This is a genomic window from Tenacibaculum caenipelagi, assembly GCF_004363005.1.
GTDB classification, from domain to species: Bacteria; Bacteroidota; Bacteroidia; order Flavobacteriales; family Flavobacteriaceae; genus Polaribacter; species Polaribacter caenipelagi.
The window spans coordinates 13,733-31,989 of record NZ_SNYH01000002.1; the positions used below are offsets into that span (position 1 = coordinate 13,733).

17 protein-coding genes are annotated in these 18,257 nt (G+C 32.6%); 7 read left to right on the top strand and 10 right to left on the bottom strand.

What is annotated here, in order from left to right; genetic code table 11:
- Positions 1 to 23: 23 nt before the first annotated feature.
- Complete coding sequence (locus DFQ07_RS03575; protein ID WP_133534915.1) at positions 24 to 1,316, bottom strand: c-type cytochrome; 1,293 nt, start codon at positions 1,314 to 1,316, stop codon at positions 24 to 26.
- A gap of 215 nt (positions 1,317 to 1,531) precedes the next feature.
- On the opposite strand from DFQ07_RS03575, the gene DFQ07_RS03580 reads away from it, so the two are divergent.
- A complete protein-coding gene (locus tag DFQ07_RS03580; RefSeq protein WP_133534916.1) occupies positions 1,532 to 1,894 on the top strand; it encodes an SPOR domain-containing protein in 363 nt (120 codons plus the stop codon).
- A gap of 77 nt (positions 1,895 to 1,971) precedes the next feature.
- Here the strand turns inward: DFQ07_RS03580 and DFQ07_RS03585 are convergent, their stop codons facing one another.
- Both DFQ07_RS03585 and DFQ07_RS03590 read right to left on the bottom strand, forming a co-directional pair.
- Positions 1,972 to 3,870, bottom strand: coding sequence for an amidophosphoribosyltransferase (locus DFQ07_RS03585; RefSeq protein ID WP_133534917.1), 1,899 nt, complete (start codon positions 3,868 to 3,870; stop codon positions 1,972 to 1,974).
- A gap of 79 nt (positions 3,871 to 3,949) precedes the next feature.
- Positions 3,950 to 4,876: a PfkB family carbohydrate kinase gene (locus DFQ07_RS03590; RefSeq protein WP_133534918.1), complete on the bottom strand. Its 927-nt coding sequence runs from the start codon at positions 4,874 to 4,876 to the stop codon at positions 3,950 to 3,952.
- A gap of 192 nt (positions 4,877 to 5,068) precedes the next feature.
- Here DFQ07_RS03590 and DFQ07_RS03595 point away from each other — a divergent pair, with 192 nt between their 5' ends.
- The 6 genes from DFQ07_RS03595 to DFQ07_RS03620 all read left to right on the top strand — a co-directional run bounded on the left by DFQ07_RS03595 (position 5,069) and on the right by DFQ07_RS03620 (position 9,436).
- A complete protein-coding gene (locus tag DFQ07_RS03595; RefSeq protein ID WP_133534919.1) occupies positions 5,069 to 5,494 on the top strand; it encodes a SufE family protein in 426 nt (141 codons plus the stop codon).
- A 12-nt stretch (positions 5,495 to 5,506) separates the two neighbouring features.
- The gene (locus DFQ07_RS03600) at positions 5,507 to 5,827 is read left to right on the top strand and encodes a DUF59 domain-containing protein (protein WP_028891358.1); all 321 of its coding nucleotides are present in this window, start codon (positions 5,507 to 5,509) and stop codon (positions 5,825 to 5,827) included.
- Positions 5,828 to 5,870: 43 nt separating this feature from the next.
- Positions 5,871 to 6,380 (top strand): DUF2480 family protein, encoded by a 510-nt coding sequence (locus tag DFQ07_RS03605; RefSeq protein WP_133534920.1) that lies wholly within the window; start codon positions 5,871 to 5,873, stop codon positions 6,378 to 6,380.
- 26 nt (positions 6,381 to 6,406) lie between these two features.
- Positions 6,407 to 7,357 carry a DUF3078 domain-containing protein gene (locus DFQ07_RS03610; protein ID WP_133534921.1) on the top strand — a complete coding sequence of 317 codons (951 nt, stop codon included), beginning with the start codon at positions 6,407 to 6,409 and terminating at the stop codon, positions 7,355 to 7,357.
- An 80-nt stretch (positions 7,358 to 7,437) separates the two neighbouring features.
- Positions 7,438 to 8,277 (top strand): DUF3078 domain-containing protein, encoded by an 840-nt coding sequence (locus DFQ07_RS03615; RefSeq protein ID WP_133534922.1) that lies wholly within the window; start codon positions 7,438 to 7,440, stop codon positions 8,275 to 8,277.
- A gap of 85 nt (positions 8,278 to 8,362) precedes the next feature.
- Positions 8,363 to 9,436: a CNNM domain-containing protein gene (locus DFQ07_RS03620; RefSeq protein ID WP_133534923.1), complete on the top strand. Its 1,074-nt coding sequence runs from the start codon at positions 8,363 to 8,365 to the stop codon at positions 9,434 to 9,436.
- Positions 9,437 to 9,528: 92 nt separating this feature from the next.
- On the opposite strand, the gene DFQ07_RS03625 is transcribed toward DFQ07_RS03620, so the two are convergent.
- The 7 genes from DFQ07_RS03625 to DFQ07_RS03655 form a co-directional block, all read right to left on the bottom strand.
- Positions 9,529 to 12,213: a TonB-dependent receptor gene (locus DFQ07_RS03625; protein ID WP_243743927.1), complete on the bottom strand. Its 2,685-nt coding sequence runs from the start codon at positions 12,211 to 12,213 to the stop codon at positions 9,529 to 9,531.
- Between the two features lie 48 nt (positions 12,214 to 12,261).
- Positions 12,262 to 13,017 (bottom strand): energy transducer TonB, encoded by a 756-nt coding sequence (locus DFQ07_RS03630; RefSeq protein ID WP_133534924.1) that lies wholly within the window; start codon positions 13,015 to 13,017, stop codon positions 12,262 to 12,264.
- A gap of 114 nt (positions 13,018 to 13,131) precedes the next feature.
- Complete coding sequence (locus tag DFQ07_RS03635) at positions 13,132 to 13,851, bottom strand: energy transducer TonB (RefSeq protein ID WP_133534925.1); 720 nt, start codon at positions 13,849 to 13,851, stop codon at positions 13,132 to 13,134.
- Positions 13,852 to 14,187: 336 nt separating this feature from the next.
- Entirely contained in the window at positions 14,188 to 15,387 is a 1,200-nt protein-coding gene (hflX, locus tag DFQ07_RS03640; RefSeq protein ID WP_133534926.1) for a GTPase HflX, read from the bottom strand.
- 72 nt (positions 15,388 to 15,459) lie between these two features.
- Positions 15,460 to 16,023 (bottom strand): uracil-DNA glycosylase family protein, encoded by a 564-nt coding sequence (locus DFQ07_RS03645; RefSeq protein ID WP_133534927.1) that lies wholly within the window; start codon positions 16,021 to 16,023, stop codon positions 15,460 to 15,462.
- A gap of 424 nt (positions 16,024 to 16,447) precedes the next feature.
- Positions 16,448 to 16,810: a Na(+)-translocating NADH-quinone reductase subunit F gene (locus DFQ07_RS03650; protein ID WP_133534928.1), complete on the bottom strand. Its 363-nt coding sequence runs from the start codon at positions 16,808 to 16,810 to the stop codon at positions 16,448 to 16,450.
- A gap of 2 nt (positions 16,811 to 16,812) precedes the next feature.
- Complete coding sequence (locus tag DFQ07_RS03655; protein ID WP_133534929.1) at positions 16,813 to 18,168, bottom strand: DEAD/DEAH box helicase; 1,356 nt, start codon at positions 18,166 to 18,168, stop codon at positions 16,813 to 16,815.
- Positions 18,169 to 18,257 lie beyond the last annotated feature (89 nt).

Below are 18,257 nucleotides of genomic sequence, written 5' to 3' on the forward strand. Positions count from 1 at the left end.
GTGTTTTTCTACTTTCTAATTGATTAATAGTGGCACTTACCACACTCTTTACCTCCTAATTGCGCAATAGTTACTTGCTCAACACCATACTTTTTCGCTAACTCTTTATGTATCTTAGCGTAGTATTCATTACCCTTTAAGTCAACTTTTGTTTCCTTATGACAATCAATACACCACCCCATTGTTAGTGGAGAATATTGATACACTTCTTCCATTTCCTCTACAGGACCATGACATTTTTGACATTTTAACCCTGCAACTGTTACGTGCTGAGAGTGGTTATAATATGCAAAGTCTGGTAAATTATGAACTCTAACCCATTTTATAGGTTTCGTATTTCCAGTATAAGCTAACTTTTCAGCATCCCATCCTGCAGCTTCATAAATCTTAGCAATCTCCTTATCTAAATCTGGTTTAGTTAAAGTGTGATCATCCATTACCACTTTAGTATCATCAGCTACTTCTGAAATATTTTTATGACAATTCATACAAACATTCACTGAAGGAATACCAGATGTTTTACTATGCTTTGCAGACGAGTGACAGTACTGACAATCAATCTTATTATCTCCTGCGTGGATTTTATGTGAAAATGCTATTGGTTGAATTGGTTGATATCCTTGATCAACTCCTACCTTAAACAACGACCCAAACAAAAAGTAAGCCGCAACTAAAGCCACAAATATCACAGTTAACACATGTAAGAATGTGTTTTTCTTAATTCCTTCCCACAACTCAGCTGTTTGCCCCATTAAACCTGGAGTCTTTGGTGCTCCTTTTAATTCACTAATAGTCTTTAACAAACTACCTATAATTAAAAACGCCACTACTATAGCCGCCGCTAAAATGTACAACACCCACTTAGGAGCTTGATTCTCTTGAGACTGACCAACAACCTCTGCTCCTGCTACAGCTACAGATTCAACTTCTCCTACAGTTGTATAATAAAGAATATCATCAATATTCTTATCTGTCAACTGAGGGAATGCGGTCATGTTAGAACCATTATACTCATCAAAAATTGCATTCGCATCCTTGTCTCCTGAAGCTCTAAGCTCAGCATTATTCTTAATCCAAGATTTTAGCCAATCATTAGCTCTTCTGTCTTCCACTCCACCAAGAGCTGGTCCAACAAGTTTTTTATCTAACTTGTGACAAGAAGCACAAAGAGATTTAAATAATTTTTTTCCTTCTTTCTGACGCGCTTCGTCAATATCTTGCGAAAACGCCGAAAAACTTACTAAAAAAACTAAAAGGAAAGTTAAACTCTTTACGAGTGTCCTGGTTAATCTGCTGTGATGTTTCACACTTTTCATACTATAAAATATAAGTTTTGTATCTATTTTGGTACAATTATTTCTGTTACACTAATCTAAAAACAGCCTACAGAAAGTTGCACAAAAGTACTACTTCTGTCTAAATTGTGAAATGTTAAGAGATTGCTAATTTATAATTTATAATAATTCTAAATAATAGTCTTTAACAATCTATTAACTGACAAGTCGTTACTTTTGTAAAAAGATTAAAAAAAATGAAAAAAAGCAGTTTATTAATTACTTTTTTATTTGTCTTTACTGCAAGCATTTGCAGCTTAAATGCACAAACAAAATACACTGACAATAAAGACATCGCTTCTTTAATAGAGAAGAAGCGCGAATACAACAAACACAATGGTACCGGATATAGAATTCAGCTATATAATGGACTTGAAAGAACAGCAAAAAGTTTACGCAATAGATTTCAAATCGAATACCCTGGTGTTTATACTAAATTAACTTACAAAGCTCCAGAGTGGAAAATACAAGTTGGAAATTATAAAACTCGTTTACTTGCTGATAGAGCTTTAAATAAAATTCGCGAAAAATTCTCAGGTGCTATTGTAGTGCCTATGTAAAAAATACCGTGTCAAATAAAAAAAGAGCAATCTGTTGATTGCTCTTTTTTTTATTTTATAACTCAATGTTTTAACTTTTAATAAGCTCTTGCATCACTTCCTTCATAAAAATTAATGAAAGCTTGGTTTACTACTCTATGACCTCCATCTGTTGGATAATCACCAGTAAAATACCAATCTCCTAAATTTTCAGGACATGCCTTGTGCAATTCACTAACAGGCTGGAAGATTACTTCAACCTCAGCTTTGATTTCTTCAGTTTTTAACATCTGTGCTATTTTTGCAGAAATTTCTTCATCAGTAAAAGGTGCATAAACTTCTTTTACATAGTTCACCACATCTTTATCTTCACTATGTTCTTGTTCCTTACATTTTTGATACACATCGTCAACAATATGATATTGATTTGTTTCTTTTAACAACTCTAAAGCAGCTTTAAACGCGATAAAATCATTAATTTTTGCCATATCAATACCATAACAATCTGGATAACGTATTTGAGGCGCTGATGAAACCACTACAATTTTCTTTGGATTTAATCGATCCAAAATCTTGATGATACTCTTCTTTAAGGTAGTCCCTCTTACAATACTATCATCTATAATCACCAAATTATCGGTTGGTTTTACTACTCCATAGGTAACATCATATACATGTGCTACTAAATCATCACGACTACTATCATCTGTAATAAACGTACGTAGCTTTGCATCTTTAATAGCTATCTTTTCAAAACGTGGTCTTTTAGAAAGAATCTCAATTACTCTATCTTTTGATAATTTTCCTTCACCTGCTAAAATAGCATCGGTCTTTTGTTGATTTAACACATCTTCCGCAGCCTCCATCATTCCGAAGAAAGAAGTCTCTGCTGTGTTTGGAATGTATGAAAACACAGAGTTTTCAATATCATTATCAATCGACTTAAGCACTTCAGGAAACACATACTTTCCTAAGTTTTTTCGCTCTTCATAAATTGACGCATCGCTTCCTCTTGAAAAATAGATACGTTCAAACGAACACGCTTTTTTAGCTCTTTGCTCTAAAATTGGCGACATCGATGTTTGTCCGTTTTTCTTAATAATTAATGCATGGCCTCTATCAATCTCTTTTATTGAATTGATATCTACATTAAACACTGTTTGGATTACTGGACGCTCAGAAGCTACCACTACAACTTCTTCATCTTCGTAAAAGAAAGCTGGACGAATAGCCGATGGATCTCTCAACACAAATGCATCTCCATGCCCTAACAATCCTGCCATTGCATAACCACCATCCCAGTTCTTAGCTGAACGTTTTAAAATACGTTGAATATCTAAATGCTCTTCAATATAAGGTGAAGCGTCTTTTTTGTTGAATCCTTCTTCTTTGGCCTTTAAGTATAAATCAGAAACTTCTGACGCTAAAAAATGACCTATCTTTTCCATTACTGTCACTGTATCAGTAGACTCTTTTGGATGTTGCCCTAACTCAATTAAATCATTTAATAATTGTTTAGAGTTAGTCATATTAAAGTTCCCCGCAACAATTAAGCTTTGGTGTTTCCAGTTACTTTGACGTAAAAAAGGGTGCACATTTTCAATAGAGTTCCCTCCAAAGGTTCCATAACGAACATGCCCTAAAAATAAATTACCAATGTATGGTACATTTTTTTCTTGCCATTCAACATCATCAACTTTATCAGGATTTTCTTCAAAAACCCCATTGATTCTTTCATTGATCTTACCAAAGATATCTTGAATCGGTTGTGATTCATTAGATCGAACTCTACTAATATATCTAGTTCCTGGCTCTACATTAAATTTAATACTTGCTAATCCAGCACCGTCTTGTCCTCTGTTGTGCTGTTTCTCCATTAACAAATACATTTTGTTTACACCATAAAACGCAGTACCGTACTTATCTTTATAATACTGTAGTGGTTTCTTTAAACGAACCATTGCAATTCCGCATTCATGTTTAATAGCGTCACTCATTTAATTTCAAGTATTTAGTTGTGTTGTGGTTTTGTGTGTTGTATAAAAAAATCCGCAGCAAAAAGCGCGGATTTATATTTTATGATAGTTCAATATCAAATTGTGTTAATTCTTTAAAAGCTTGTAAACGCGTTTGCACCTCTTCGTTTGTTAGCTCTTCCATGCGCTGTGTTCCGAATTTTTCTACACAGAACGATGCTAAATTTGATCCATATATAATGGCATTCTTCATGTTTTCAAATGAAATATCTTCGGTTTTAGCTAAATATCCACAGAAACCTCCAGCAAATGTATCTCCTGCTCCTGTAGGGTCAAACACTTCTGCTAATGGTAATGCTGGTGCAAAGAACATATTCCCTTCATTAAATAACAAAGCTCCGTGTTCTCCTTTTTTAATTACCACATATTTAGGTCCCATTTCATGAATCTTCTTTGCTGCATTTACCAATGAATATTCTCCACTTAACTGACGTGCTTCTTCATCATTAATAGTAATGACATCTATACGTTTTAATACTTCATGAAGATCATTCAACGCAATGTCCATCCAAAAATTCATAGTATCTAACACTACTAATTTTGGTCGTTCATTCATTTGATCTAAAACAGATGCTTGTGTTAACGGGTGTAAATTTCCTAACATTACAACTGGTGCGTCTTTAAGTGATTCTGGCACTACTGGTTGAAAATGCTCTAACACATTTAATTCAGTAATTAAAGTATCACGCGAGTTCATATCATTATGATATTTTCCACTCCAGAAAAATGTTTTTCCTTCTTTTACGATTTCAATCCCGTCTGTATCGATTCCCTTTTCGTTCATCATATCTAAATATGATTGTGGAAAATCTCCACCTACAACCGAAACTATTCCTGTTTGCACCCCAAATTGCGAAGCTGCTAATCCAACAAAAGTTCCTGATCCTCCTAAAATCTTATCTGTTTTTCCAAAAGGTGTTTCAATAGCGTCAAATGCTACGGTTCCTACTGCTAATAATTTACTCATAACTCTACTTAATCTTCCTTTATAGGAAGAACTATTTTATTTCATTCAACCTTAACGATGCTATAGACTTAAAGTTTTATTAATTCTATCTATTAAGACTCAAACTTATCATGTTAACTGTCTTTTTTATCGTAATTTTGCCTTTTTAAACAAAAAAGGTCTTTTTTGACTTTGCAAAAATAGTTTTAAAAAATGACTATCAAAGAAATACAAGAAGAAATTATTGATGAGTTTTCAATGTTTGAAGACTGGATGGAGCGTTACGAATACATCATTGAACTAGGAAAATCATTACCTTTAATAGACGAGGCGTATAAATTAGATGAAAATTTAATAAAAGGGTGTCAATCAAAGGTATGGTTACACTCTGAATTAAATGATGGTGTTATAAACTTTACTGCTGATAGTGATGCCATTTTAACTAAAGGAATTGTGGCGCTATTATTGAGAGTATTTTCTAACCAAACACCGAAAGCTATTTTAGATGCCGATACTGAATTTATAGACGAAATAGGATTAAAAGAACACTTAAGCCCTACACGTGCTAACGGATTAGTATCAATGGTAAAACAAATAAAAATGTATGCGATTGCACAGCAATCAAAATTAGCTAATTAAGAAGTTATGAGCATGACTGAAGATCAATTAGAAGAATTAGGAGATAAAATCGTTCGTGTATTAAAAACTATATACGACCCAGAAATCCCAGTTGATATTTACGAACTAGGGTTGATTTATGATGTATTTATTTCAGAAGAAAACGATGCCAAAATATTAATGACGTTGACTTCTCCTAACTGTCCTGTTGCGGAGACTTTACCTGTTGAAGTTGAAGAAAAGGTAAAGACGTTAAAAGAAATTAACAATTGTGAGGTTGAAATTACTTTTGACCCTACTTGGACACAAGACATGATGAGTGAAGAAGCTAAATTAGAGTTAGGAATGTTATAGTTTACCTTTTAAATTAAAGTTTTTAACCTTTTTCAACTAAATCATGGCAGAAGAAATTATTAACAGAATAGCAAATAGCAACCTTATTACGATAGATCTTGAAGATTTTTATCCAAAAGGCAACCGCATAGTATTCGATATTAAAGACTGGTTATTTGAAGGATTGATTCTTCGTGAAAAAGATTTTAGAGAGTCTGTAAAAAATCACGATTGGTCTCAATACCAAGATAACTATGTAGCTTTAACTTGTTCTTCTGACGCCATCATCCCTTCTTGGGCATACTTGTTATTAACTGTAGAATTATCTGCTTTTGCTAAAAAAATAGTAGTTGGAGATTTAACTTTGCTTGAAACAGTTATTTATCAAGATATTATAAATCTGATTAATACATCCGATTATAAAGATAAACCTGTAATTATTAAAGGTTGTGCTAATAAGCAAATACCATCATCTGCGTATACCTTATTAATTGAAAAAATTAAACCTGTAGCAAAAACCATTATGTTTGGTGAGGCTTGCTCGACAGTCCCCCTTTATAAAAGAAAAAAGTAATTCGATTTATAAAACTCTTTAACTTAATGAAAAAGCTATTACTAACGCTGTTTGTATGTTGTTCTTTCACTATAGTTTCCCAAGAAACTCAAAAGGATAGCATCCCTACATTAAAATTAGCATCTAATCCTATAAAAATAGACATCGCTTCTATTGTGCTTAACGATAGCATATCTGCCAAACCTTTAAAAAAGAAAGATGTCCCAAAAAAATGGACTGTTATAGGTAAGTATACTTTTCTTTTTAATCAATCATCATTTTCTAATTGGGCTGCTGGTGGAAATAACACAGTTGCAGGTAACATGAGTCTTGGCTATGACTTCAACTACAAAAAAAATAAATGGAACTGGGATAACAAAATAATCACTGCCTATGGTTTAAGTTATGTAGACGGACAAGGAGTAAGAAAAACCGATGACCAATTTGAATACAACTCGTTGCTTGGGTTAAAAACCTCAAAATTATGGTTTTTCTCTTTTTTTAGTAATTTTAAAACACAATACTCTAGAGGATATGACTATAAGCAAACCCCTGTAGTTTCTGTGTCAGATTTCTTTTCTCCTGCTTATTGGAGTTTCGGTCCTGGTATGTTATGGAAAAAAAATGACGATGCAAGGATAAACATTGCACCAGCTACAGCTCGTTATACGTTTGTTTCTGATGAGTTTTCAGGAAAATATGGTGTTGCAGAAAACAGAAACACAAAGTTTGGATTGGGGTTTAACCTTTCAGCATATTTTAAACGAGAAATTATGGAAGATGTAACTATGGAAAGTATTGTAGCACTCTATTCAGACTATTTAAGTAATCCTCAAAATATTGATATTGATTATCAACTAAACTTCTTTGTTAAAATTAATAAAAACTTGTCTACAAACCTTGGTTTACACGCCTTGGTTGATGATGATTCCTCTAAAAATGTACAGCTTAAAGAGGTATTTGGACTAGGCTTAAATTATATTTTCCATAAAACGTGACTTTCACCTTAGCATTTTGTCTAAAACCTATATAAGGCGTATTTTCGCGCCCTTAAAAAAATAAATTAAAAATTACTACAATGAAAAAATTACTAGCAATCATTTTGTTTTTAGGTGCTTTAACATTAAGCGCACAAGATGATAAGAAAGAAGAGCCAAAAGATGGGTGGAAACGAAGCGGTAATATCACATTCTTATTCAATCAATCAGCTTTTAATAACTGGTTGGCAGGTGGAACCAATAACATTTCTGGTACCGTTGGGCTTAACTATAATTTTAATTATACAAAAGGTGATTGGGCCTGGGACAACAAATTAATTGCTTCTTACGGTTTAACAAAGTTAAAAGGAGAAGAGATACAGAAAACTGATGATCGTTTGGAGTTCAATTCTTTGGTTGGAAAAAAAGCAAGCGGATACTGGTATTATTCTGCTTTTTTAAATTTTAAAACGCAAATATCATCAACTTATGCAGACGGAACGCAAACCTCTCACTTTTTCTCTCCAGCATATTTTCAATTTGGACCTGGTATGCTATGGAAAAAACACGATAACTTAAAAGTAAATATTGCTCCTGCAACCTCTAAAGTAATTCTTGTACATGGACATTTAACAGAAACTGGAGAAGCTTTTGGTGTAGCTCAAGGAGAAACCTCTCGTTATGAATTAGGAGCTGCTGTAAATGCATATTATAAGTTGGATGTAATGAAAAATGTATCTGTAGAAAATATTTTAAATTTATACAGCAACTATTTAGAAGATTTTCAAAATGTTGACATCGATTATACCATTAACGTAGTTATGAAGGTTAATAAATACTTATCAGCAAATCTTTCTATGCAAACAATTTATGACGACAATGCTTATGAAGGTTTTCAAACAAGAGAAGTATTTGGCCTAGGTATAAACTACGGCTTTTAAAAAACACAACATACTTAACCAAAACCTCAAGAATAATGCTCTTGAGGTTTTCTTTTTTATGTATTTTAGCTTAAAAATTTAACAAATGTCTTTATTAATAGTTTACGCAACCCTTTCTATATTCTTCTCTTTTTTATGCTCCATATTAGAAGCTGTTTTATTAAGTGTAACCCCCACGTTTATAAATGTTAAAAAGAAAGAAGAAAAAGCTTATGCTAATCAGCTTGAAGCCTTAAAAAAAGATGTTGACAAACCTTTAATCGCTATTTTAACAGTAAATACAATTGCACATACTGTAGGTGCAATTTTAGTGGGCGCACAAGCAAAAAAAATCTTTAGCGATGAAGGAAATGGTGTTTTCATTGTTTCTGCAATAATGACCATTTTAATTTTAGTTGCTTCTGAAATTATTCCTAAAACTATTGGAGCTACTTATTGGAAATCATTAGCTGGCTTTTCAACAAAAGCATTAAATATTCTTATTTTCTTTTGCAAATACACAGGTATTATTTGGGTATTGCAACTATTTACCAAACTATTTGGTAAAGGAGCCCATGGCGAAAGTGTTTTAAGTAGAGAAGATTTTTCTGCCATGACCGATATTGCTGAACAAGAAGGCGTTTTTCATGAAAGTGAAAGTAAAGTGATAAGAAATATGTTAAACTTTAAACAAGTACAAGCAAAACATATTATGACCCCTAGAACGGTTCTTAAAACTGCTGATGAAAACCAAACCATTGAATCTTTTTTCAATGAAAACAGGCCTTTACCTTTTTCTAGAATTCCTGTATATGCTGAAAACTCTGATAATATAACAGGGTATATTTTAAAAGATCAACTATTACTTTCTCTTGTTGACAATAAAGGAAATGAACCTTTAAAATCAATTAAAAGAGAAATCATTATCGCCAGCAAAGAGCTATCTATCCCTAATTTATTTGAAAAATTAATAGCGCAAAGAGAACATCTAGCTTTAGTTGTTGATGAATACGGATCAGTAAGTGGACTAGTTACGCAAGAAGACGTTATAGAAACCCTTTTAGGCTTTGAAATTATGGACGAGAGTGATAATGTTGCCAATCTACAAAACATGGCTAGAAAAAGCTGGGAACAACGTGCTAAACGACTAGGAATAATTGATGATACTAAAAACGAATAAGAGCTTCTAATTATATTCAAAATAAAAAGAGGTGTGAATTGATTCACACCTCTTTTTGTTTATCTTTTATGTACTAAACAACTATCTATTTGTTAGTCATTTATTATCCAAGAAACATAGTACATCGAACCAATTAAACCTGATCCTGGTGCAACCATATATTCTTTACCTGTTAAGTTAGTTCCTCCAATTTTAAATCTTGATTTTATAGCAGGAACTCTATAGTTCATTTGTGCATCTAATACAGTTCTTGAGTCTACCGTAGCATCTAAGAAACTTGATTGCCATAAGAACTCATTTTGCCATCTAAGATTTATGTTGAACCCAAAGTTATTAAATAAGTTTTGGTTTCCAAACATAACTTTTACTTGATGTTCTGGAGTGTTAAACCCTGATTTAAAAGTTGGGTCTGTACTTTGATCAAAAACTAATTTTGTATATGTATAGTTTGCTCCGAAATTAAATGTTTTAAACACTTTTGTGTTCAATCCTATTCCAATACCATATGAATCAATATCAGCAGACGTGTTTGTGTTTAACACAAACTCTGTATAATCGCCATTAGCAAAGGCAGCATCTGCCTGTGCATCTGGAGTCCCATCTACTTCTACTCCTCCGTAATTAGGTACAAAAACATTTTTAAATGCTACGAAGTTTTCATATTGATTATAATAACCGTTAATATCTAACTCTAATAAACTTTTACTATCCAAATCAATAATACTTCTATATCCAACTTCATAAGAAGTAACTTGTTCTGGTTTTATCGGATCGACATCTATCTTTACCAAATTAGATAAATTTTCAAAAGATTTTCCAAAAGCATCACTTCCTGTAATTTCATTAGTCGTACCATCCTGGTTCAATACCGTTGTTGAAAAACGATCTATGTTCTCATTTGACGTACCTAAGATGTACTTACTAGGCCCTGAACGTAATCCAAAATACTGCTCAGTGATACTTGGGTTTCTAAATCCTGTTTGATATGAAGCTCTTAATATGTGATTTTTAGTTTGACCTAAAGAATAGTTTACAGCTACCCTTGGCGAGAAATTCCCTTCAAAGTTTTTAGACTTATCATAACGAACAGATCCTGTAAGTTTTAACCTGTCATCTAAAAATTTCTTTTGAATTTGAGAGTATGCACCTACCATATCGAAAGTAATACCACTGTTTTCATCAGTAAACAAGGTTCCATTAGAGTTAATATCATACTTACGGTAAGAACCTCCTATCTGAATTTCTCCCCAACGAATAATATCTCTAAAGTTATAATTTGCATCTGCATGATAAAAAGATGTTTGATCTTTAATTGCAGCTCCTCCTTCATTAATTGGAGTATTGATTACCTCTTCTAACGCATTTTTAAATTCAACCGTTCCTGGTACAAATCTATTTCTGTTAGCATAATTTCTTGCTTGTTCATCACTACCCGTTGTAGAAAAAACGGTTGCATATTCTCCAAACCAATTTTTAGATGAATTGTACTTTTCATTTAAAGCAATCGCTGCAAATCGTAAATCGTGACTTTTTCCTGAATCGTTTCCTGTATAATACCCTCTTACGAAAAAGTTTTTACCTAAGAACTCTAATTTATACTGCTCAATAAAATATCCTTTTTGTGAGAACCTATTCGTTCCTTGATACGTATTATCTCCTCTAGAGTAACGAGTATTCAATACAATTTCTAACGCATCATTGGCCCAAGGTCTAATATGTAATGATCCATCAAATTTTAAGTTATAACCATTATAATTTGTTAAATCCTTTTCATCATATCCCGTTCTACTTACTTTTCCAATGCCTGGTATAGTGTATGAAATTTCATCTCCGTATACATTTACACCATCGTAATCAATTGCTGTATCTCTATCTCCATCAGTAATTGTTCCTCCAATACCGGTTGTATTACTAGTATCATTTGCATGCCATTCTTCTGCTGAGAAATACGTTAAATTAACTTTTCCTGCGATATAGTTATTAAACTTATAAGCCATGCGTACTCCTGCATCATAAAAAGGATTATTCCCTGCTTCCTCTTGTGACATAGTACCTGTTTTAATATAAGTACTAATACCAGCTTTATCAAATGGATTTTTACTTCTCATTAATAAAATACCGTTAAAGGCATTCGCCCCATAAAGAGCAGAAGAAGCTCCCGGAAGAATTTCAACATTCTTAACATCTAAATCTGAAAGTCCAACAAGGTTTCCTGCTGAGAAGTTTAACGCTGGAATTGAGGTTTCCACCCCATCCACTAACTGCACAAAACGAGTGTTATCAAACGTAGAGAAACCACGAGCGTTGATAGATTTAAACCCATAGTTTGCCTCACGTGACTCAATTCCTTTTAAGTTTACCAATCCATCATAAAACGAAGGAGAAGTATTTCTTTTAATATCTATTTCTCCCATTCTTTCAATAGTTACTGGTGATTCAATAACTCGTTCAGGAGATCTCGAAGCTGAAATTACAACTTCATCTAACGCAACATTTTCTTTTAAAATAACATTTATTTCTTGATCTTTTGTAGCTACTTCAATGATTTCTGTTTTGTATCCAAAAGCAGAAACTTGAATTTCAAAAGGGAAATTTTCCTTTACTGTTAACGTAAAGTTTCCATCAAAATCAGAGGTTGCTCTAGCATCACCCGAAACAACAACTGCATTTGAAAAAGGTTCTAAATATTCGTCATAAACCTTTCCATTTATTGTAGTTTGTCCATAAAAAGACACACTACATGCTATAAAAAGTATAGACAGTAGTTTTTTAAACATAGTGTTTAATTTTAATTAATTATTGGTATTAAGTTATTTGTGATTTATTTACTCGTCTAGAGCAAACATGATTGGAAATCCGTATTTTACAGAGGTATGATTACCTCCTTTTTCAGCAGGAATAAACTGTGGTAATTGAGAAACCACTCTTACTGCTTCATTATTTAATAATTCTCCGTTTTTTGGTCCTAACGTTTTAATATTTTTAACTTGCCCATTCTTATCAATAATGAAACGAACCCAAACTTCTCCTTGGATTGATTCCTGAACTGCTTGACTTGGGTACCTAAAATGTTTTTGAATATGTTTTACCATTTCAATATTAAAACAATCTAACCTGTCTTTTTCCTTAGCATTTTTACATGCAGAAAACAGCGGTATATTATCAACGGTACTAAATTTTTCTGCTTGACGTACTTCTTCTGCAGATAATTTATTTTTAAGGTTCTCTAAATTATTCTTTGCCGCTAAAGACTCCTCTGAAGGATTGTCCAACACTAAAGATTGGGTTAAAGCAGTTTCATTACTTGTGCTTTCTACCTTCGCAGTTTCTGCTAAATCAGCAACTTCTGAAACGACTCTCTTTTTTGGAGTTTCTCTCTTCTTCAAATATCTTCTATTAGCAGATACTTTTACAGAGATTTGGCGTGTTCTCTTATTGTTTTTATCTTTAGGAGCAATACTACATTTAGTAATGCTATTTAAGTCTAAAGAGCTTTCTGGAGTCTCACATACTTCACGTTGTGATAAAGCTGTAGTAACGTAAAAACAAACTAACGTTATAAAAAAAATAATTTTTCTCATACCTAAGGGGGTGGTTTAACATTATACTTATCAAACTTTTAACAGTTGATATTGAAGAGCCTAATGAACGCGCAAAGGTATTCTTTTTTTATAAAAAAACTAATTTTTTGCAAACTATTCTGTTATGGGGTTTAAGGTAAAATCCATAGGAAAACTGTACAACACATTTGTCTTTTTTCCTTGTTGCTTTCCTGGTATAAATTTGGGTAGTAGTGAAACAATTCTTTCCGCTTCTTGCTTTAAAATTTCATGAACTCCAGCTCCTTCAGTTTTAATACTGATTACTTTTCCTGAAGCATCAATAATAAAGCTTACCTTCACATTTCCTTCAATTCCTTTTTCAAGGGCTTTCTCTGGATAAGTAAACGTATTAACTATATGATTTTTCATTTCATAATTAAAACAATCTTCTTTACTAATTGAAGCACTGGCACATGATGAAAATAAAGGTATTTCATCTACCACGTCAAAAGGTACCCCATCAACCTCAATTGGTTTGGATTCGGTGTTAACAAATATCGGGTATAAGTCACTCAAATGGCAAGATTCTAACTCATTAATTACATTCAACTTTGAAATATCATGTGCTTTTAAACCATTGGCTAAACTCTCTACTCTTTCAAAATAAACACGTCTTTTTAAATACCTTCTACTAGAAACAGTAGTAGCTACAATGATTGACGATTCTTTAGCATTGTCATTTGTTTTCTCAACAAGACATTTATCTACCGAATTTACATCGGTTAGTTCTTTATTTTTGGAGGTACATACTTCTTGTGCCATAGCTAACTGAATGCTACAGCTCAACATCAAGAATAAAAGTATTTTTCTCATCACAATCTATTTAAGATAATACAGGGTAACACAAAAAAATTGAGCATCCATTCCAAGTAATTGTAGGGTTATTACCCAATAATTAATTGAATAAGGTCAATCTAGCAGTTAGACTTTATGAATTGATTGTTCTAAAAAAAATCTTGAAGATTCTACTTGTGAAGATTTATATTTTTTCATTTATAGGGGGGATAAAATGGTTAAAAATACTAATATTAAATACTTACCTTAAAGTTATAATTCTACTATAAGGGACGTAAATATAACAAAAAAAGAGCTTAAACAACAATTTTTAAGCTCTTTTTTAAATATCCTTTAGTATTTTATAGCTACAGATTAATATTCTTGATATAAAAAATCGTTATACGGAAAACGTTGAATGTGTATTTTTTTAACTTCTTCGTATACTTTTTCTTTGAAGTCCTCTAAATTATCTTTGTTCAATGCTGAGATAAAAATACTTTCAGTTTCTATATCGTTCATCCATGTTTTTTTCCAGTCTTCTAGAGTATAGTGTGCTTTCGTTTTTTCTGTTATTAAATCGTTTTCATCAATGGTTTCATGAGTATAAGCATCAATCTTATTAAACACCATTACTGTAGGCTTATTAGCACTATCTATTTCATCTAAAATTTTATTTACTGATGCTATATGATCTTCAAAGTTTGGATGTGAAATATCTACTACATGCAATAACAAATCAGCTTCTCGAACTTCGTCTAAGGTAGATTTGAATGATTCTACTAACTGTGTTGGTAATTTTCTGATAAACCCTACAGTATCTGTCATTAAAAAAGGAATATTTTTAATCACCACTTTTCTTACCGTAGTATCTAAGGTTGCGAACAGTTTATTTTCTGCAAACACCTCACTTTTACTAATCACATTCATCAAAGTAGATTTCCCTACGTTGGTATACCCTACTAATGCAACACGCACCATCTTTCCGCGGTTTTTACGTTGCACTGCCATTTGCTTGTCTATTGTTTCTAACTTCTTTTTAAGTAAAGAAATTTTATCTCGAATAATACGACGGTCAGTTTCTATTTCTGTTTCTCCAGGACCACGCATACCAATTCCTCCTTTTTGTTTATCAAGGTGTGTCCACATTCTTGTTAATCGAGGTAGTAAATATTGATATTGTGCCAGTTCTACCTGGGCTTTTGCTGAACTAGTTTGGGCTCTACTAGCAAAAATATCCAAGATTAAATTAGTTCTATCTAGAATTTTACAATCTAAAAAACGTTCAATATTTCTTAACTGAGCTGGCGACAATTCATCATCAAAAATTGCTGTCCCTATATCGTTAGCGTCTATATAAGCTTTTACATCTTCTAACTTACCTGTTCCCAAAAAGGTTTTGGGGTTAGGTTTATCTAGTTTTTGTACAAAACGTTTTACAGCAACACCTCCAGCTGTTAGTGTTAAAAACTCTAACTCATCTAGATACTCTTCTGACTGTTTTTCGTCTTGATATTGGGTTATAATACCTATTAAAACCGCTTTTTCAGATATGGCTTCACGTGTTTCTATCATACGCTGCAAAAGTACGAATTTATCAACGTAAGTTACGCTACTTTCTTACAGTATAAATTTGAAAAGAAATTGTTATAACAACTCTTTTACTAGACCTCTTAATTGTGGCAACACTACTTTCTCAAACCAAGGGTTTTTAGTTAACCAAAATCGATTCCTTGGAGATGGATGTGGTAGCACAAGATAGTTTGGCAAATACTCTTCAAAAGCTTTTACAGTTTCGGTAAGTGTGCTTTTTGTTTTGTCTTTTAAGTAGTAATTCTGTGCATACATTCCTATTAAAATAATCAATTGCACATTAGACATTTCTTTTAATAAAGGCTGGTGCCATTGTGGTGCACATTCTTTTCTTGGTGGTAAATCTCCTGATTTTCCTTTTCCAGGATAACAGAAACCCATCGGAATAATTCCGAAATTATTAGTATCGTAAAATTGTTCATCAGTAACCTCTAGCCATTTTCTAAGCTGCTTTCCGCTAGCATCATCCCAAGGAATTCCTGATTGATGTACTTTGGTTCCTGGTGCTTGTCCTACAATAATAATTTTTGATTTTTTATTAGCAAAAACCACAGGATTCGGTTCTATGTGCTTTTCACAAATTTTACATTCCTTTATTTTTCTCAAAAGATTCTCCACACTGTAAAGTTAGTATTTATGTATAAAAAAACACTCGATTACATTGTAAAACGAGTGTTTTTAAGCTTTAACTATTTAAACCTTAATTCTTAATTGCATGGCTAGCACCATTACCTAAATCTGATAAAAATACTATAAAAGCTTTCATTAATTCTTTTCCCTTTTTGGTTAGTAGTTGTCTTTTCATTTTTTTTAGATGTTTTATTAATTTCCCTACGGTAAAACTAATACTCATCTATCTGACAGCTAATAGGGTTTTTACCCTTTTCAATCTATTAAACCACTATTTTTCAATCAGTGAAAAAAGAGTAATTTACACCAAAAAACTATATGAAAACCACTTAATAGCTAGCCCAAAAGTTTTTTAACATCAAAGAAAACCTAACTATGTTTATTCCTAGCTTGGTAAGTAAAATGGTGATTTTTATAAAACTTTTATAAAGTCATCAAAAGCAACATAATATGGCTGGTCTTTAAAAACAGGTAGTTCTATACTTTCTGCATTAGCAATACCTATACCTGCATACCAAACCTTTGCATTTTGTTTTTGAGCATGCTCTTTAAATGTCTCCATCCACAACACATCGTACTCTTGTGGTGATTGAATGTTATTCGTAGTTTTAACCAGCACAAAAATGGTAGGCTCTCCTTTTTTGTACAATACAAACTGTGGATGCTTTTTTAATTCACTATTCACTGCAATAAACTCGTACCCCATTTCTTGCAGCTTTTTACCCACAATGTTCATTCCTAAATTATGAAGTTCTTGCTCGGTAAGCTCTTGCATTATTATTTCTTCTTATTGCGTTTGTTATAATTCTTATCGCCTCTTGTTTTTGGCTTTTTATATTTCTTAGCAATTTCTCTTCGGTAAGAACCTCCCTGATTCGTTTTTTTATTCTTTTCTTTCTTCTCGTGAAAAGCTGGCCCAGGAATATACTCTTGAGAAGTTCTGTTCTTATTACTTTCTTGTTCTTCTTTCGGACGCTCTTCTTCAGTTAACTCTTTAGAGATTTCTACCTGCTCTGGAATTTCTAACTTCGGAATTGTGTAATCCATCAACTCTTCTATTCGTTGTTTTGCTTCCTGTTCTTTTTCTGTAGCAAATAAAATAGTTTTCCCTTCATGCTCTGCACGTCCTGTACGACCTATTCTGTGCATATAGTTTTCTGGAAAATGTGGTGTATTGAAATTGATTACATGTGTAATTTCTTCTAAATCTAATCCACGAGCAATTACATCTGTCGCAATTAAAATTCGCTTTTCTCCTTTATTGAATTGTTCTATGGAACGTAAACGATAGTTCTGTGTTTTATTTGAGTGAATAACACAAGCTTGCGACGGATATTCTTCAGCAACACAATCAAATAACCTATCTGCATTTCGCTTATTAGGCGCAAATACTAACACTTTACTAAACTCTGATTTATCAAATAACAAATAATTCAACAAGTTAACTTTAGTGTAAAAATTAGGAACGTCATAGCTTGTTTGCTGAATATTGTCTAGCGGTGTTCCACTAACTGCAATCGCTATTTTATGTGGAGCAATAAAAAAATCATCAATTAAAGCTTCCACATCCTCTGTCATGGTTGCTGAGAACATGATATTTTGACGTCTTTGAGGTAACAAATCAAAAATATTTAACAACTGAAAACGAAAGCCTAAATCAAGCATCACATCTACTTCATCAATCACCAATTTCTGAATAGACTTTAATTTCAATACGTTGCTTAAAGCTAAATCATATAAACGTCCTGGAGTAGCAACAATAATATCAGCACCTTGTATTACTGCTTCTTTATGTCGATTTAAGTTGACGCCTCCATACACCCCAATAGTACGTAAGGTCATGTATTTTGCTAACTTTTCAATCTCTTCTACCACCTGCACCACTAATTCTCGTGTAGGCACCAATATCATCACCCTTGGGTGTTGTTGTTTTGAAAACTTTAAATCACGTAATATCGGTAATAAATATCCAAAGGTTTTCCCTGTACCTGTTTGTGCAATACCAACCACATCTTTTCCTGAGCGAATAACAGGAAATGCTTCTTCTTGAATAGGTGTTGGATTTATAAAACCTAATTCTTCAATTGAATTTCTTAGTGGATTTGATAAGTCTAAATCTTGAAAAGTAGTCATTAACAATAATTTGCTGCAAAGGTACAACCAATATTTTTTGTTTAATTAAATACGGTTATTATTTTTGAATGTACCATGCCTTTATAAAA

Coding starts and splice junctions, on each gene's coding strand:
- DFQ07_RS03575 (WP_133534915.1), bottom strand. CDS start 1,316: ATGAAAAGTGTGAAACATCACAGCAGATTAACCAGGACACTCGTAAAG.
- DFQ07_RS03580 (WP_133534916.1), top strand. CDS start 1,532: ATGAAAAAAAGCAGTTTATTAATTACTTTTTTATTTGTCTTTACTGCA.
- DFQ07_RS03585 (WP_133534917.1), bottom strand. CDS start 3,870: ATGAGTGACGCTATTAAACATGAATGCGGAATTGCAATGGTTCGTTTA.
- DFQ07_RS03590 (WP_133534918.1), bottom strand. CDS start 4,876: ATGAGTAAATTATTAGCAGTAGGAACCGTAGCATTTGACGCTATTGAA.
- DFQ07_RS03595 (WP_133534919.1), top strand. CDS start 5,069: ATGACTATCAAAGAAATACAAGAAGAAATTATTGATGAGTTTTCAATG.
- DFQ07_RS03600 (WP_028891358.1), top strand. CDS start 5,507: ATGACTGAAGATCAATTAGAAGAATTAGGAGATAAAATCGTTCGTGTA.
- DFQ07_RS03605 (WP_133534920.1), top strand. CDS start 5,871: ATGGCAGAAGAAATTATTAACAGAATAGCAAATAGCAACCTTATTACG.
- DFQ07_RS03610 (WP_133534921.1), top strand. CDS start 6,407: ATGAAAAAGCTATTACTAACGCTGTTTGTATGTTGTTCTTTCACTATA.
- DFQ07_RS03615 (WP_133534922.1), top strand. CDS start 7,438: ATGAAAAAATTACTAGCAATCATTTTGTTTTTAGGTGCTTTAACATTA.
- DFQ07_RS03620 (WP_133534923.1), top strand. CDS start 8,363: ATGTCTTTATTAATAGTTTACGCAACCCTTTCTATATTCTTCTCTTTT.
- DFQ07_RS03625 (WP_243743927.1), bottom strand. CDS start 12,213: ATGTTTAAAAAACTACTGTCTATACTTTTTATAGCATGTAGTGTGTCT.
- DFQ07_RS03630 (WP_133534924.1), bottom strand. CDS start 13,017: ATGAGAAAAATTATTTTTTTTATAACGTTAGTTTGTTTTTACGTTACT.
- DFQ07_RS03635 (WP_133534925.1), bottom strand. CDS start 13,851: ATGAGAAAAATACTTTTATTCTTGATGTTGAGCTGTAGCATTCAGTTA.
- hflX (WP_133534926.1), bottom strand. CDS start 15,387: ATGATAGAAACACGTGAAGCCATATCTGAAAAAGCGGTTTTAATAGGT.
- DFQ07_RS03650 (WP_133534928.1), bottom strand. CDS start 16,810: ATGCAAGAGCTTACCGAGCAAGAACTTCATAATTTAGGAATGAACATT.
- DFQ07_RS03655 (WP_133534929.1), bottom strand. CDS start 18,168: ATGACTACTTTTCAAGATTTAGACTTATCAAATCCACTAAGAAATTCA.